This is a genomic window from Lutibacter sp. A64 (assembly GCF_022429565.1).
GTDB lineage: Bacteria > Bacteroidota > Bacteroidia > Flavobacteriales > Flavobacteriaceae > Lutibacter.
Genome location: NZ_CP092487.1, coordinates 3,116,801 through 3,133,377, shown reverse-complemented (window position 1 = coordinate 3,133,377; position 16,577 = coordinate 3,116,801). Strand labels below are relative to the sequence as shown.

The window sequence follows — 16,577 nt, the reverse complement described above, 5'->3', positions numbered from 1 at the left end:
GCATCACTAATTAGTATCTAAAAATTATAAAAATGGGAATGTTAAAAGAATTTAAAGACTTTGCAATGAAGGGAAACCTTGTTGATATTGCAGTTGGTTTTGTTATGGGCGCAGCATTTAAAAGTGTTGTAACTTCATTTACTGGAGGTATTGTTTCTCCACTTATTGGGTTATTATTTAATTCAGACCTAAAAGATTTAAAGTATATTATAAAAGAAGGGGTTGCAGATGATGCTGGTAAAGTTGTTGGCGAAGTTGCCGTTTTATATGGTGATTTTTTAACAAATGTAATTGATTTTATTATTGTTGCTTTTGTAATGTTTATGATGATAAAAGGAATTAATGCTACTAAGAAAAAAGAAGAACCTGCTCCAGAAGAGCCAAAAGGACCTTCTCAAGAAGACTTATTAGCTGAAATAAGAGATTTATTAGCTAAAAAATAATAACTAAAGAAATTTAACCAAACTTTCTTTAATTCGAAAAGGGTTCGCAAGTTGCGAACCCTTTTCATTTTTATAACTATTTTTACTCTCTAGCGTTTAATATTATAAACTTTACAAGCAATTAAATTTTATTTATTTCTCTTCAAATTCCATTAATGCATCAGCAATTTTTCTATCGTTAGCTAGACGCGGCACTTTATTTTGCCCACCTAATTTACCAACAGACTTCATATATTTATTAAAACCGCCTTTTTCAATTACTGTAATTTTTAATGGTTGTAAAATTTTACCATCTATTAAGTCGAAATAATAGCTGTTTTGTTGCTGCAAAGTTGCATCAATTTTTTTGGCAAATTCTTCCATATCACTTGGTTTTTTATCAAATTCTATAAACCACTGGTGGTATGGTAAGCCAGTTTGTGGTGTAATTTGTGGCGCTACTGTAAATTCGCTAACACTAATCTCTGTACCAACCGTATGTGCATTTATAGAATCTTCAATTTCTTTACCAATTACGTGCTCTCCAAAAGCAGAAATAAAGTGTTTTATTCTTCCTGTAACTACAATTCTTGGTGGATTAATAGATAAAAACTCAATAGTATCTCCAATATTATAACCCCAAAGACCAGCATTAGTATTTAAAATAATCACATAATTTACACCTAATTTTACATCTGCTAATGAAACTCTAGTTGGGTTTTCATTAAAAAATTCTTCAGAAGGAATAAATTCATAAAACATTCCATTATTTACTAAAAGCATCATTGCTTTTTCATCTTGAGCATCTTGATACGCAATAAACCCTTCAGAAGCTGGATACATTTCTATTGCATCTATTTTTCTACCAATTAATTCTTCAAATTTATTTCTGTATGGTTCAAAATTAACACCTCCGTAAGCAAATAAATTAAAGTTTGGAAAAACCTCACCTACCTTTTTACCTGTACGCGCTACAATTCTTTCAAAATACATTTGCACCCAAGGAGGTATTCCTCCAATAAGAGTCATATCTTCATTTATAGTTTCATCTATAATTGCTTCAATCTTTTGTTCCCAATCTTCAATACAATTGGTTTCCCAGCTTGGCAATCTATTTTTTGTTAAATATTGAGGTATATAGTGCGCGGTTATACCTGATAATCTACCTACATTAATTCCGTTCTTTTCTTTTAATTCTGGACTTCCTTGTAGAAAAATCATTTTACCATTTAAAAAGTCTGTTTTTTTAGTTTCATTTATATACAATAAGAGTGAATTTCTAGCCGCATTTATATGCATTGGCATAGACTCTTTTGTTAACGGAATATATTTTGTACCAGATGTTGTACCCGATGTTTTAGCAAAATAAAGCGGTTTTCCTTTCCATAAAACATCAGATTCTCCAGCAACTACTCTATTTATATAAGGTTTTAAATCTTCATAATCTCTAATTGGAACCTGACTTTTAAAGTCTTGATAGTTTTTAATTTTATCAAAATTATGATCTTTTCCAAAAGCAGTATTTTTAGCTTGTTTAACTAATTTATTAAATACTTTTTGCTGAACTTCTACAGCATTATTACTTTCTTTATAAAATTTATTAGTTACAAGTTTTGCAAATGGTTTTGCTAAAATAGACTTAATACTCATAGTTATTCAAAATCAATATAATTAACAGGGTTAACGGGATACCCTTCATTCCAAAGTTCGAAATGTAAATGTGGTCCTGTACTATATTCTCCTGCGTTTCCAGCAGAAGCAATTACCTCTCCAGATTTTACTAAATCGCCTTGTTCTTTATGTATTGCCGTATTGTGTTTGTAAACAGATATAAATCCACCAGAATGTTTTACAATAATAACATGTCCGGTTTCTGAAGTCCAAGCTGAAAAAATTACAGTTCCGTCTGCTACAGATTTAACAGGTGTACCCATTTCAACTGCAATATCTACCGCAAAGTGTTTTGTTTTTGGGTCGTAACCATCTGTTAAAGTACCTACAACTGGCGCAAAAAATACTATATCTGCTTTTTTTGTTGCCTCATCAAAAATACTATATCTATCTGCTCTTTCTACATCTAATCTAAATTCTAAATCTGCTTCAGAGGGATTTAAATTTACAGAATCTTTATCAAATTGTATGGTTTGTAGCACCGAATCTTTATCAAATTGAACTTCGGTTATTTCTCCAGTTAATAAATCTCTAACTTTTTGAATATACAAATTATTTACTTTTAAAACCTGCTCTAAAGAATCTACTTTATAAATTAATTGTGTTGCATCTCGCTTTAATTGGGTTGAAGAATACCCAGGAATATACTCTCTTAATTGCGTAAAAGCAATTAAAAATATGGTTCCAATAATTAATAAAACAGAAAATAAACCTCCAAAAACAAATACGTTTAATCGTGATAATTTAAAGGATACTTTTTCTTCAAAAGTATCTTCATTTAAAATAACCAAACGATACTTATTAATTAGTTTTTGTCTAAACCGCCCTTTATTTTTAGGTTTTTTTGCCATAGTTTGAATTGAAACAAATATACAACGAAATTTTGTTTAATTAATTTTAGAGTGTATAGATTTGAGTGTTAAATCTAAGCCAAAATTATTTTTTATAGAAGTTCATTTCATCAATATATTTCCAAACATTTGGTGTTAGCATTATTCTAATATCTTTTTTAGCTTTAATACTTTTTCTAATAAATGTTGAAGAAACTTGAACAATTGGAGCATCTACCCTATGCACATGTGGGTGTTTTAAAAACTCACTTTCTACTGCTCCATCTGAAATTCTAGGATATACATATAACTCGTAATTCTTTAAAATGGTTTCGTAATTTTTCCATTTATGAAACCCTTTTAAATTGTCTTCACCCATTATTAAACAAAATTGATGCTTTGGATATTTTTCTTCAATATGTATTAATGTATTAATGGTATAATTTGGTTGCGGTAATTTAAATTCTATGTTTGATGTTTCTAATTTTGAATATTCTTCAACAGCAATATCTGCAAGTGCTAGCCTATGAATATTATCTAGCATAGACTTTTTTTGCTTAAACGGACTTAGTGGTGTTATTACAAACCAAACTTGGTCTAAATCTGAAAATTCAGCCATATAATTTGCAATTATTAAATGTCCAATATGAATTGGATTAAAGGTTCCAAAAAATAGTCCTACTTTCATGTATTTATTTTACAAAGTTTTCAATTAATTTACAGGCCTTATTTTTTGCTTCTTCTAAGTTGTCATTCACCAAAATCACATCAAAATCTTTAGCATAATTTAATTCTTTTGCTGCCTTTGCAACACGTTCTTTAATTTTTTCTTCTGTATCTGTTTTTCTATTTCTTAACCTGCGTTCCATTTCTTCAATAGAAGGTGGTTGTACAAAAACTGATAATGTTTGTTCTGGAAATTGTTTTTTTATGTTTAACCCACCAACAACATCAATATCAAAAATCACGTGTTTTCCTAAGTTCCAAATACGCTCTACTTCTTTTTTTAAAGTTCCGTAGTAATTATCGGTATAAACCTCTTCCCACTCTATAAAATCATCATTATCTATATGGTTTTTAAAAGCTTCAGCAGAAATAAAATAATAATCTTTTCCATCTACTTCTTTACCTCTAAGCGGACGAGAAGTTGCAGAAATTGAGAAATCTAAATTTAATTCAGTTTGTTTTAATAAATGATGTACAATTGTTGTTTTACCAGAGCCTGAAGGTGCCGAAAAAACAATAAGTTTCCCTTCTTTTTGCATGGTTTTATAATACGTTTAAATTTTGTTCTTTTATTTTTTCGAGTTCATCTTTCATTTGAACCACCAGTTTTTGCATAGGTGCAAAGTTAGATTTAGAACCAATTGTATTTATCTCTCTACCAATTTCTTGCGTAATAAATCCCAATTTTTTCCCGTTAGAATCGTCAGATTTTAAAGCTTTATTAAAATACTCTAAATGGTTTTTTAATCGCACTTTTTCTTCGGTAATATCTAATTTTTCAATATAATAAATAAGTTCTTGCTCAAACCTATTTTGATCTATATTGGTTTCTAATTCTGCAATAGATTTTCTTAATCTTTCTTTAACTTGCTCAACACGTTGCGGATCAATATCCACAACTTTTTTAAGTAACTCTTCAATACTTGAAATTCTTAATACAAAATCATCTAATAAAGCCTTACCTTCGTCAACTCTATACGTTGTTATTTCTGCAACCGTATTTTCAATTGCTTTATTTATTTGCTCCCATTCTTGTTCATCTAACTCTTCGCGTTCTGTTTTTAAAGAATCTGGCAATTTCACAGCCATTTTTAGCAATTCTATTTCATTAGAATCTACTATATTTCTTAGTTGACTCATATATTCTTTTACAACATTTTCATTTATTTTTGATGAAAGCTCTACGCCATTATTTTCAATAAAAATAGAAAAATCGACTTTTCCTCTAACCAAAGCTGAAGCTAATTTTTTTCGAATAAACAATTCCTTTTCTCGATAATAAGCAGGGATACGAACATTTAAATCTAAATTTTTACTGTTTAACGATTTTAATTCAATCGTAATTTTTTTGGTTGGAAGTTGCAGTACGGTCTTGCCGTAACCAGTCATTGATTGTATCATCTATATTCAATATTTTGGCAAATTTAAGCAAATTTAACTACATACAATTGTAACAAGTTTTTTGTACTAAAACTATTGTGTACTTTTGATGCATATTATTAATATTAGTAGTTATATTTTGAATAATTCTAAACATTTATTGGTTATTAGACTTTCTGCAATGGGAGATGTAGCCATGACCGTACCAGTACTAAGAGCTTTTATTGAACAACATCCGAATGTTAAAATAACAGTGCTTTCAAAACCTTTTTTAAAACCGCTATTTGGTGATCTAAAAAATGTTGATTTTTTTGCAGCAGATGTTAACAATAAGCACAAAGGTTTTTTTGGAATTTATAAACTTTATAAAGAATTAAAGCTTTTAAATATTGATGCTGTTGCAGATTTACACAATGTTTTACGTTCTATAATTTTACGATCTTTCTTTAGAATTTCGTTTAAAAAAGTAGCTTTTATAGACAAAGGAAGAAGCGAAAAACGCGCTTTAACACAAACTAAAAACAAGGTTTTTAAACAATTAAAAACCACACACCAACGGTATGCCGATGTTTTTAGAAGTTTAGGATTTAAATTAAATATTTCTAATCCGGTTTTTCCAAAAAAACAACAACTTTCTAAAGAGTTATTAAAAATTACAGGATCTAAATCTGAAAAATGGATTGGAATTGCTCCTTTTGCCCAATACAATTCTAAAATGTACCCAATAGATTTAATGGAAAAAGTAATTGCTAAATTGTCTAAAAATAATAGTATAAAAACTCTTTTATTTGGTGGTGGTAAAAAAGAAATTGAAATTTTAGAAGCCATTGCTACTAAATATAACAACACTATAAATATTGCCGGAAAAGTTAAACTTCAACAAGAACTAGCATTAATTTCTAATTTAGACTGTATGTTAAGTATGGATTCTGGAAATGCACATTTTGCAGCAATGTTAGGCATAAACACTTTAACCATTTGGGGTATTACACATCCGTTTACAGGTTTTGCACCTTTTAATCAACCTTTTGAAAACGCTATTTTACCAGATTTAAACAAATACCCAAACATACCTTGCTCTATTTATGGTAATAAAGTATGCGAAGGTTATAATGATGTAATGCAAAGTATTCCACCAGAAAAAGTGATAGAAAAAGTTTTAAAAGCTATTGCTTAAAAAGCTGTTTTCAAACAAAAAAGCTTAACTATTACTAACATCTTTAATACTCACCTAGTACTACATTAATAGTTAGGTAATACTATTAACAACAAAAAAACGAATTAATTTTACTTATTTTTGAAGAAAATTATAGCTATGCGATGGAAAATAAAACCAGAAACAGATTCATTAATCACTTCAAACCTTGCAAAAAAATTAGGTGTTGATTATACCATTGCTAAATTATTAGTACAACGTGGAATCCACTCTTTTAATGAGGCAAAAGCCTTTTTTAGACCTACTTTAAATAATTTACACAATCCATTCTTAATGAAAGATATGGATAAAGCTGTGGCTCGTATTGAATTGGCAGTTTCCAATAATGAAAACATACTAGTTTATGGAGATTATGATGTAGATGGAACAACTTCTGTATCGCTACTTTACTCATATTTAAAAACAATTTATCCAAATATTGCAACTTATATTCCAGATAGATATGCAGAAGGTTATGGTGTTTCTTTTAAGGGTATTGATTTTGCTGAAGACAATAATTTTTCACTAATAATTGCCTTAGATTGTGGTATAAAAGCATTAGAAAAAGTTAGTTATGCCAAAGAAAAAGATATTGATTTTATTATTTGTGATCACCATAGACCAGGAAATGAAATCCCTGATGCAGTTGCGGTTTTAGACCCAAAACGTTCAGATTGTGAATATCCTTATAAAGAATTATGTGGTTGTGGTGTTGGGTTTAAATTAATTCAGGCAATAGGAAGTAAGAGAGGTGAAACCATAAATGATTTAATTCAATATTTAGATTTAGTTGCTACTGCAATTGCCGCAGATATTGTTCCAATAACAGGTGAAAATAGGGTGTTGGCTTATTTTGGATTGCAAGTTATAAACACAAATCCAAGAACCGGAATTAAAGCAATGATTCATCAAATAGATAAAAAAGAACTCACAATTACAGATGTTGTTTTTATTATTGCACCTAGAATTAATGCTGCTGGAAGAATTAAACACGGAAATTATGCCGTTGAATTATTAACGGAAATTGATTTTGATACCGCCATAAAATTTGCTTCAGAAATTGAAAAAAACAACACAGAAAGAAAAGATTTAGATAAAGCAATTACTATTGAAGCCCTGCAACAAATTGAAGAAAACAATGAAACTGAAAACTTTTCAACTGTTGTATATGCCGAAAATTGGCACAAAGGTGTTATTGGAATTGTTGCTTCTAGACTGATAGAAACCTATTACAGACCTACATTAGTTTTTACAAAAAGTGGCGATAAATTAGCTGCTTCTGCACGTTCTGTTAAAGGTTTTGATGTATATGACGCTTTGGAGCAATGCTCAGAATTTATTGAACAATTTGGCGGACATAAATATGCTGCCGGTTTAACATTAACCATTGAAAATTACCCAAAATTTAAAGCAAAATTTGAAGAAGTTGTAAAAAACACCTTACCCGAAGAACTAAGAACCCCTGAAATTTTGATAGATACAGAAATTTCACTTTCAGAAATAACACCAAAATTCTTTAGAATTATTAATCAATTAGCTCCTTTTGGACCTCAAAATTTAAAACCTGTTTTTATGGCTAGTGGGTTACGCGATAATGGCTATGGTAAAAAAGTAGGCGCAGATCAATCGCATTTAAAATTATGTATTTTAGATGGTGTTCATCAACAAACATTTAACGCTATTGGATTTAGTATGGGAGATAAATACGAATTAACCACCAATGGCAATCCGTTTAAAGCGGTGTTTAATGTAGACGAAAATCATTGGAATGGAAATACATCGTTACAATTGCTATTGAAGGATATTCAAGAGGAATAAATTTAGGGTTTTATGTAGAAAACCCGTCAGCCTGAACTTAATTTAGGTTCTCATCATTATTGTTTACTACTGTGATGAGATTCTGAAATAAATTTAGAATGACGAATTTTAAATACGTCTGTCATTCCTGCGTAGGCAGGAATCCATTTTCACACTGTATGGATTCCTGTTTTCACAGGAATGACAAGATTCATAAAAAGCTTATATAAAAAATAACAACAATTAGATTCTGAAATAAATTCAGAATGACGATTCTAATTTTTTTATACAGCCTATTATGTTATATTTAATTCACTATAAATTACAATGTTTCTTCTAGCCATTTATAAAATTCTGTATGCCAAATAAAGCTATTTTGCCCATTTAAAACCCAATGATTTTCTTCTGGAAAGTACAGTAATTTACTTTTTATACCTCTTAATTGAGCCGCTTGAAACGCTTCTAAACCTTGCCCAACTGGAACTCTGTAATCTTTAGCTCCTTGAATTATTAAAATAGGAGTGTCCCATTTATCTACATAATTAGCAGGATTAAATTCATTAAAAGTTTTTTGGGCTGCAGCATTATTTTTATCCCAATAAGGACCACCTAAATCCCAATTTACAAAAAATAATTCTTCGGTTGTTCCGTACATACTTCGTAAATTAAACATACCGTCATGAGCTATAAAACTTTTAAACCTTCCTTCGTGATGTCCAGCTAAATAAAATGCTGAAAAACCTCCATAACTAGCTCCAATACAACCTAATCTATCGGTATCTACATAACTTTCTTTAGAAATATCGTCAATTGCAGCTAAATAATCTTTCATATTTTGTCCGCCATAATCTTTACTAATTTGCTCGTTCCATTCTACCCCAAAACCTGGCATTCCTCTTCTACTTGGCGCTACAATTATATAACCATTTGCAGCCATTAATTGATAATTCCATCTAAAAGAATACGATTGACTTAATGGACCTTGTGGGCCACCTTTACAATATAAAATTGTTGGATATTTTTTTGAAGGATCGAAATTTGGAGGGTAAATTACCCAGGTTAACATATCTTTTCCGTCAGAAGTTTTCACCATTCTTTTTTCTACCTTACTTAAAGCTATTGAATTATAAGTTGCATCATTTGCATGGCTAAGCTGTATTAAGTCTCCATTTTTTAAATTGTACGTATACAACTCATTTGCATGGTTCATATCTCTACGGTTAACCACCAATAAGTTTTTAGATTGTCCTACAATACTACTTACATCAAATTGCCCGTTTGTAAGTTGTTTTGGTTGTAATATTTTTTTTGAAGAAGTAGGTATTTTAATTTCAAAAAGTTGAACGGTTCCAAAATTAGGAGCTATAAAGTAAATTTTATCGCCTTTTTCGTCCCAAGCAAAACTATGAATGGTTTCATCCCAATCTTCTGTAAGATTTACTTTTTCTCCATCAATTAAAACAATAATATCATTTTTATCAGCTTCGTAACCATCTCTTTTCATTTGCAACCAAGCTAATTGATTTTTAGATGAAAAAGCCGGATTTGTATCGTATCCTTTATTTTCTTCAGTTAAATTGGTTGTAGTTTTTGATGCTAAATTATAACTGTAAATATTTGTATTTGTACTAGTAGCATATGCTGTTCCACTTAATTTTTTTGTTACATAAAGTATGTTTTGGCTATCTGGACTCCACAAATAATCTTCCGATCCTCCAAAAGGTTTTTGTGGACAATCAAAAGGTTCGTTTGGCATAATATCAATAGCGTCATCTCCGTTTGCAGTAGTTTTATAAAATACGTGACTGTAGGCTCCATCTTCCCAAGTATCCCAATGACGGTAATTTAATTCGTCATAAATCTGCACATTTGAATTTTTAATTTCAGGATAAAAATCTTTACCAGTTACTTTTTTAAGCTTTACATCTTTCGTAAAAATTTCATAAACTCCATTAGGTGAAATATTTTTGTTTAGTATTAAATCTTTGTAGGATGCTATTTCAACAGGAACACCTCCTTCAATAGGAATTTGATATACTGTGGTTACTTTTTTATCTTCAGCAACATTATATTTTGAAGTGCTATAAATTACACTTTTTCCATCTTTTGAAATCCCTTTTGCAGAAACTTTATTTAATTCTAAAAGCATTTTTGGTGTCATAACTTCTTGTGCAGAAGCACTTGCAAAAGTTATTGAAAGAAGTATACTCATTATTATTCTTTGTGTCATTATTACGTTTTTTAAGTTTTGCTACGCAAATTTAATATTTAATTTTTTAGTTGATTAGCGCTTGTTTCTTTAATTAAATAGATATAAACTGGATAGTGATCGCTATAGCCATTAATAAAGTTACTACCAGCAAAACTTCTATGTGGATACCCTTTATATTTTCCAGTTTGAGTGGTTAAATATTGAGGATTAAATACGTTTGCTTTATACATTTTATATGTAGAATAATCCTTTTTAGTAGTTAAAAGCGGAGAAGTAAACATAATTTGATCGAATAAATTAATCTTATCTCTATAAACCAATGTGTTTTGTCCACGTCTAAACATATCTTCCATTGGGTTGTAAATATCGCCTTCTTTAACATCGGCTTTTTTAGACTTAGTTTTTAGTACTTTTTTTAAACTTGCGTTATGCGGATCATCATTTAAATCGCCCATAATTATAACTTTAGGGTTTGGATCTGTTAATTTTATTTTTTCAATAATTTGGGTAACTAAATACGCTGCTTTTTCTCTTTTAGGGCTACTTTTTGCTTCTCCTCCTCTTCTAGAAGGCCAGTGATTTACAATTATATGAATTAACTCATCATCTAAATAACCCGAAACTAACAACTGATCTCTGGTATAAATACGCATTCCATTTTCATCCCATAATTTTAACTCAAAAACTTCGTGATGTGTAGGTCTAAAAAAAGCTGGTTTGTATAATAATGCCACATCAATTCCTCTTAAATCTGGAGAATCGTAATGAATAATATCGTACTGTTTATTTTTTAAATTATCAGTTTCAAGTAAATCTTCTATCACTTTTCTGTTTTCAACTTCAGCAATACCAATAATTGCTGCAGATTTTTTTGCTTCTTTAGTTCCAATTTCAGCAAGTACCTTAGACATGTTTTCTAGCTTTTGTTGATATACTTCTTCGCGCCCTTCTTTCATTCCCATAATTGGACTGGCTTCATCATTTTTTAAAGTATCATTTTCAGTATCAAATAAGTTCTCTAAATTATAAAAAGCAACAGTTCTAATTTGATAATTTTCTTGTGCAAAAAGTGCATTAGAAATAAAAAGAAAAGGTAAAAAAAGTTGTAAAATATATTTCATTTGTATGTTTTTATCGAGTTAAATTTGAAATTTAATTGTGCTAATTTACTAACAATTTTTAAGCCAAAACTTGAAGCTTCTAAAAAATGAATAGAATTGATGAAATAAATTATAAGTTGAACTGCCTTTTTACATCTATAATTACTAATTAATAACTATTTTACTAATTGTTTTTTCATTAAAAAACGGGTGTCATAAATTCTAAAAACAATCCCATTTAAATCTATAAAACACTACAAGTCAATATATTGATTTTAAGTTTTTAAAAAAAATATTTTTTAAATTCAATATTTTTTTGTTATTTGTAAAAAAAATGCAAATGAAAAAGCTAATAATCTTAGGTTTTTTGTGCTTCGTATATGGCTATAATTTAAAAGCACAAACCACTTCTTCAACTAAAGGAAAAGTTCTTGAAAGTACCTCAAAAAAACCACTAAAAGGTGTTTCTATAACTTTAGGAAATAATTTATTTTTTGTTGAAACTGACTTAAATGGTGATTTTAGTATTGAAAATATACCTAAAGGATCTTATATACTTTACATAAATTCTGAAGATTATCAATCACAAAAAATTCCAATTATTATTGATGAAAATAAGACTTTAAATTTAGGCGTAATTTATGTATCTAAAATAGTAATAAATGAAGATGAAAATAGCTTAATAGTTTTAACTGACGACGATTTTCTTGATGATGGTGAACGAAGTTCAGATTATACCGCTGGATTATTTCAGTCTTCTAAAGACGCATTTTTAAGAGCTGCTTCTTTTAATTTTAGCCAAGCATGGTTTAAAGTCCGAGGATACGATTCTAGTTATGGTTCTATTTTAATTAATGGTATTGAAATGAATAAATTGTACGATGGCAGGCCACAATGGAGTAATTGGGGCGGGTTAAATGATGTTTTTAGAAATCAAGAATTTTCTAATGGAATACAAGCTTCAGAAAATAATTTTGGAGGCATTTTAGGAACAACAAATTTTAACACACGTGCTTCGGAATATCGCCCAGGAGGAAAAGTCTCTTTTGCTTCAGCAAATAAAAGTTATACAGGGCGTATTATGGCAATGTATGCAACAGGTTTTAATAAAAACAATTGGGCATTTGTTGCTTCTGCTTCTAAAAGATATGCACAAGAAGGATATTTTGAAGGGGCATCATACAATGCTTGGTCTGCATTTATTGCTGCTGAAAAAAAGCTAAATAACAATCATAGTTTAAATATTACAGCTATAACTTCATTTAATCGCAGAGGAAAATCTTCACCAAATACTCAAGAAGTTTACAACTTAAAAGGAATGCAATACAATGCGTATTGGGGAGCGCAAGAAGGCGATAACAGAAACTCAAGAATTAAAGAAATTTTTGAACCAATTATAATGTTGAGTCATTATTATGAAAAAGATAGAACTACCTTAAAAACTACATTAGCCTATCAATTTGGACATATTGGAAATAGTAGATTGGGTTATTTTAATACCCCAAATCCAGATCCTACTTATTGGAAATATTTACCGAGTAGTTTTATACAATTTGAAGATAATCTAGACTATACAAATGCCTATTTAACAGAACAAGATTTTTTAAAAAACGGACAATTAAATTGGCAAGAAATGTATCAGAAAAATGCCGATAATGGTAACTCTTTATATTATTTATATGAAGACAGGGTTGATGATAATCAACTCACATTAAGCTCTGTTTTCGCCAAAAATATAAATGGTAATTTAAACTTACATGCAGGTATTTCATTTAAAAATTTAACCTCTAATAATTATGCAAATATGTTAGATTTATTAGGCGGTAATGGTTTTGTAGATTTAGATCAATATGCCACAGGAGATGCAAGACAAAACGATTTAAACAACCCAGATAGATTGGTTTCCGTTAACGATAAGTTTCAATACAATTACACAATAAATGCTTCCGTTGCAAATGCCTTTACACAAGCACAGTTTTCTAAAAACAAACTCGATTATTTTGTTGCTTTAAACTTAAAAAACACAAATTATCAACGAAATGGTTTGTATAAAAATGGAACTTATTCAAATAGTTCCTTCGGAAAAAGTGAAAAACTAACTTTTACAGATATAAGCTTAAAAGGCGGGTTTACCTATAAAATAACAGGAAGACATTTGGTTAATTTAAATACCGCTTATGTTTCAAATGCGCCAACAATTAGAACCACATTTTCAAACTCTAGAGTAAATAACAATATTACACCCAATTTAACCAGTGAAAAAGTTATTACTAGCGACATAAATTATATTTTTAGAAATCCCAAAATACAAGCCAGAATAACTGGTTTTTATACACAATTTACAAACGCCATAGAAACATCTTTCTTTTTCGCCGAAGGCTTATTAGGTGACCAAGCAGATTTTGTAAACGAAATTATTACAGGTGTATCTAAAAAAAATATTGGAGCGGAGCTCAGTTTTGAGTATCAAGTTGTGCCTTCAGTAAAATTAATTGCTGTAGGTTCTTATGGTCAATTTACATACAATAACAACCCCAATTTATACTTACAATCCGAAAGTTTAATTGATGAAAGTAGTGATTTTGGAACAGCTTATTTAAAAGATTACCGAGTTTCTGGAACACCACAAGAAGCTTATTCTTTAGGTTTTGAATATAGAGATCCAAACTATTGGTGGTTTCAACTAAATGGAAATTTACTCCGCAATAATTATTTAGATATTTCACCTTTATTAAGAACCGATAATTTTTATACAGATGCAGATGGAGTTCCTTTTATAAATGATGAAACAGGTGTTGAAGTAGCACAAGATCAAATTGATGCTTTATTAAAACAAGAAAAATTTGAAGAAGCTTTTTTATTAAATGCCGTTGGAGGAAAATCTTGGAAGATAAACCAATACTATGCTGGTTTTTTTATTGGTATAAATAATGTTTTAGGCGAAGTTTTTAAAACAGGTGGCTTTGAACAATCTAGAAAATCTAATTATCCAGAATTAAAACAAGATAAACAATTAGAAAAACCAATTTTTGGTCCAAAATATTGGTACGGAAATAAAGCCTCGTACTATTTAAATTTTTATGTAAGATTTTAAAATATAACGCTATGAATAAATTCAAAAGATTAAAATTTACCACATTTTTATTCCTTATAATAAGTCTATATTTAAGTTGTGTAAAAGATGATGGTTTTTCAACTCCGAAAGTAGATTGTAACGAGCCCGAAATTACAGCAACAAACACCATTACACAAGTAAAAGACATGTACACTTTTGGTGGCGCAACAAAAATAGAAACCGATGTAATTATTGAAGGTTATGTAGTTTCTAACGATAAATCTGGTAATATTTACAAATCACTTTCTATACAAGACAAACCAGAAAATCCGACTGCAGCAATAAAAATATCGATAGATCAATCAGATATTTACACAAGTTATAATGTAGGACGAAAAGTATATGTAAAATTAAAAGGGTTAGCAATTGGCTATAGTTTTGGAAGTATTCAAATAGGAAAAGCAACAGACACAGAATTGGGCAGAATACCTTCACTAGAAGTTAAAAACCATATTATTCGCTCTTGCGAAGTGGCAGAAATTATTCCAAAGAAAGTAACAATTGATGAGCTTAGCGAAGCTATGCTAGAAATGTTAATTCGAATAGATAATGTACAATTTAAAACTACAGAACTTGGAAACGCGTATGCAAATATTAAAAATTCTACTACAGAAAATAGAACTCTAGAAAGTTTTAATAACAATTGTAATTTAACAGGAGAAGTACTGCTAAGAAATAGTGGTTATTCCGATTTTAAAAACGAATTATTACCAGAAGGAAAAGGAAGTGTTGTGGCAATTTTCAGTAATTATTACGACGATTTTCAATTGTATATTCGAGATACAGATGATGTAAAGTTTACAGAACCAAGGTGCGATTATTCTAACGTATTAACGCCAACTGTTTCTCTTTTAGAAATAACTGAAATGTATCAAAATGAAATGGTTGAATTTGGAATTGACTCTAATTATATTATTGAAGGTTATGTAATATCTAGCGATGCCTCTGGAAATTTTAAAAACCGCATTAGCATACAAAATGCTATAGAAAACCCAACCGCCGGAATTCAATTATTAGTTGATCAAGATTTAATTTTTGAAAATTATAATAGTGGAGATAAAGTTTTTATTAACTTAAACAAATTGTATATGAATAAAGTAGATGGTGTTTTAACAATTGGTTTCGCAAACGGATCTGGAATTTCCAAAATTGAGACTTCAAAAGTTGGCAGTTTTATTTTTAATAGCGGAGAAAACTACACCATAACACCAACTGAAATTTCTATTTCTGAAATAAACAATCCTATTTATAAAAATACATTAGTAACTATAACAAATGTTCAATTAACTTTAAATGAATTAGGAAAAGCTTTTGCCTTTTATACAGGAGATAGCGATGGAATTAGAACAATAGAATCGTGTAACGAAGCTATAAGATTAGGTGTTTATACAAGTGGAGAGGCTTCTTTTGCAAATGAAAAGTTTCCAGAAGGTAACGGTGCTATTACAGGTGTTTTAACTTCAACCTTAGAAATTAGAAAACTAGAAGATGTAGCGTTTAACTCAGCCTATGAAGAATGCCCAGTTATTATTCCTAAAATAATGATTACAGAAGTGGCTGATCCAAAAAATAGTGTTTCATCTAGATTTGTTGAACTGTACAATGCAGGAACTACTGAAATAGATTTAACAGGTTGGAAATTGAATAAATATGTAAATGGATCGACTTCCGTTTCTAGTTCTCCAGTTGTTTTTTCTGGAATTATAATTCCGGCAGGTGGTTTTGTTATTGTTGCAAATACCGGGTTTGCAGAACTGTTTTCTATAACTCCAACCATTACATCTACCTATATTTCAGGAAATGGAGACGACGTGTACGAGCTGGTTGACAACTCTGGAAATAGAATTGATATTTTTGGTGTTATTGGTGAAGATGGCAATGGAACAAATTGGGAATATTTAGACGGACAAGCTGTTAGAAATTTAGATATAAACGAACCAAATAAAATATTTACCAGTAGCGAATGGACCTGCTTCTCAGATGCTAATAATAATTTAATTTCTAACCCAAATACGCCGAAAATTGCTCCAAACGGATTTTCTATAAATTTAAGATAATGTAAAATAATAAGCTTTTCAACGCTTAAATATATGATATCATTAATTATTTAATTTTATAATTAAGAATTA

At 29.7% G+C, this 16,577-nt stretch carries 12 protein-coding genes; 5 read left to right on the top strand and 7 right to left on the bottom strand.

What is annotated here, in order from left to right; all coding sequences use genetic code 11:
* Positions 1-38: 38 nt before the first annotated feature.
* Positions 39-443, top strand: a complete 405-nt coding sequence (gene mscL, locus MKD41_RS12800; RefSeq protein WP_240245040.1) for a large conductance mechanosensitive channel protein MscL — start codon at positions 39-41, stop codon at positions 441-443.
* A 132-nt stretch (positions 444-575) separates the two neighbouring features.
* On the opposite strand, the gene MKD41_RS12795 is transcribed toward mscL, so the two are convergent.
* From MKD41_RS12795 to MKD41_RS12775, 5 genes are all read right to left on the bottom strand, one after another.
* Complete coding sequence (locus MKD41_RS12795) at positions 576-2,072, bottom strand: GH3 auxin-responsive promoter family protein (RefSeq protein WP_240242680.1); 1,497 nt, start codon at positions 2,070-2,072, stop codon at positions 576-578.
* Between the two features lie 2 nt (positions 2,073-2,074).
* Complete coding sequence (locus MKD41_RS12790; RefSeq protein ID WP_240242679.1) at positions 2,075-2,944, bottom strand: M23 family metallopeptidase; 870 nt, start codon at positions 2,942-2,944, stop codon at positions 2,075-2,077.
* 85 nt (positions 2,945-3,029) lie between these two features.
* A complete protein-coding gene (gene nadD, locus MKD41_RS12785) occupies positions 3,030-3,611 on the bottom strand; it encodes a nicotinate (nicotinamide) nucleotide adenylyltransferase (protein ID WP_240242678.1) in 582 nt (193 codons plus the stop codon).
* A gap of 4 nt (positions 3,612-3,615) precedes the next feature.
* A complete protein-coding gene (gmk, locus tag MKD41_RS12780) occupies positions 3,616-4,188 on the bottom strand; it encodes a guanylate kinase (RefSeq protein ID WP_240242677.1) in 573 nt (190 codons plus the stop codon).
* 4 nt (positions 4,189-4,192) lie between these two features.
* On the bottom strand, positions 4,193-5,050 hold the full coding sequence (locus MKD41_RS12775; RefSeq protein ID WP_240242676.1) for a YicC/YloC family endoribonuclease: 858 nt from the start codon (positions 5,048-5,050) through the stop codon (positions 4,193-4,195).
* A 118-nt stretch (positions 5,051-5,168) separates the two neighbouring features.
* Here MKD41_RS12775 and MKD41_RS12770 point away from each other — a divergent pair, with 118 nt between their 5' ends.
* Positions 5,169-6,206, top strand: coding sequence for a glycosyltransferase family 9 protein (locus MKD41_RS12770; RefSeq protein ID WP_240242675.1), 1,038 nt, complete (start codon positions 5,169-5,171; stop codon positions 6,204-6,206).
* 138 nt (positions 6,207-6,344) lie between these two features.
* On the top strand, positions 6,345-8,042 hold the full coding sequence (recJ, locus tag MKD41_RS12765) for a single-stranded-DNA-specific exonuclease RecJ (RefSeq protein ID WP_240245039.1): 1,698 nt from the start codon (positions 6,345-6,347) through the stop codon (positions 8,040-8,042).
* Positions 8,043-8,343: 301 nt separating this feature from the next.
* On the opposite strand, the gene MKD41_RS12760 is transcribed toward recJ, so the two are convergent.
* Positions 8,344-10,251 carry an alpha/beta hydrolase family protein gene (locus tag MKD41_RS12760; RefSeq protein WP_240242674.1) on the bottom strand — a complete coding sequence of 636 codons (1,908 nt, stop codon included), beginning with the start codon at positions 10,249-10,251 and terminating at the stop codon, positions 8,344-8,346.
* Positions 10,252-10,289: 38 nt separating this feature from the next.
* Positions 10,290-11,354, bottom strand: a complete 1,065-nt coding sequence (locus tag MKD41_RS12755) for an endonuclease/exonuclease/phosphatase family protein (RefSeq protein WP_240242673.1) — start codon at positions 11,352-11,354, stop codon at positions 10,290-10,292.
* A gap of 319 nt (positions 11,355-11,673) precedes the next feature.
* Between MKD41_RS12755 and MKD41_RS12750 the strand changes: the two genes are divergently transcribed.
* Together MKD41_RS12750 and MKD41_RS12745 are read left to right on the top strand one after the other, a co-directional pair.
* On the top strand, positions 11,674-14,427 hold the full coding sequence (locus tag MKD41_RS12750; RefSeq protein WP_240242672.1) for a TonB-dependent receptor: 2,754 nt from the start codon (positions 11,674-11,676) through the stop codon (positions 14,425-14,427).
* An 11-nt stretch (positions 14,428-14,438) separates the two neighbouring features.
* Positions 14,439-16,505 carry a DUF5689 domain-containing protein gene (locus tag MKD41_RS12745; RefSeq protein WP_240242671.1) on the top strand — a complete coding sequence of 689 codons (2,067 nt, stop codon included), beginning with the start codon at positions 14,439-14,441 and terminating at the stop codon, positions 16,503-16,505.
* Positions 16,506-16,577 lie beyond the last annotated feature (72 nt).

Bases quoted from the DNA above. Each gene is read 5' to 3' on its own strand.
- nadD (WP_240242678.1), bottom strand. From the start codon at position 3,611: ATGAAAGTAGGACTATTTTTTGGAACCTTTAATCCAATTCATATTGGA.
- MKD41_RS12775 (WP_240242676.1), bottom strand. From the start codon at position 5,050: ATGATACAATCAATGACTGGTTACGGCAAGACCGTACTGCAACTTCCA.
- MKD41_RS12760 (WP_240242674.1), bottom strand. From the start codon at position 10,251: ATGACACAAAGAATAATAATGAGTATACTTCTTTCAATAACTTTTGCA.
- recJ (WP_240245039.1), top strand. From the start codon at position 6,345: ATGCGATGGAAAATAAAACCAGAAACAGATTCATTAATCACTTCAAAC.
- gmk (WP_240242677.1), bottom strand. From the start codon at position 4,188: ATGCAAAAAGAAGGGAAACTTATTGTTTTTTCGGCACCTTCAGGCTCT.
- MKD41_RS12790 (WP_240242679.1), bottom strand. From the start codon at position 2,944: ATGGCAAAAAAACCTAAAAATAAAGGGCGGTTTAGACAAAAACTAATT.
- MKD41_RS12745 (WP_240242671.1), top strand. From the start codon at position 14,439: ATGAATAAATTCAAAAGATTAAAATTTACCACATTTTTATTCCTTATA.
- MKD41_RS12750 (WP_240242672.1), top strand. From the start codon at position 11,674: ATGAAAAAGCTAATAATCTTAGGTTTTTTGTGCTTCGTATATGGCTAT.
- mscL (WP_240245040.1), top strand. From the start codon at position 39: ATGTTAAAAGAATTTAAAGACTTTGCAATGAAGGGAAACCTTGTTGAT.
- MKD41_RS12795 (WP_240242680.1), bottom strand. From the start codon at position 2,072: ATGAGTATTAAGTCTATTTTAGCAAAACCATTTGCAAAACTTGTAACT.
- MKD41_RS12755 (WP_240242673.1), bottom strand. From the start codon at position 11,354: ATGAAATATATTTTACAACTTTTTTTACCTTTTCTTTTTATTTCTAAT.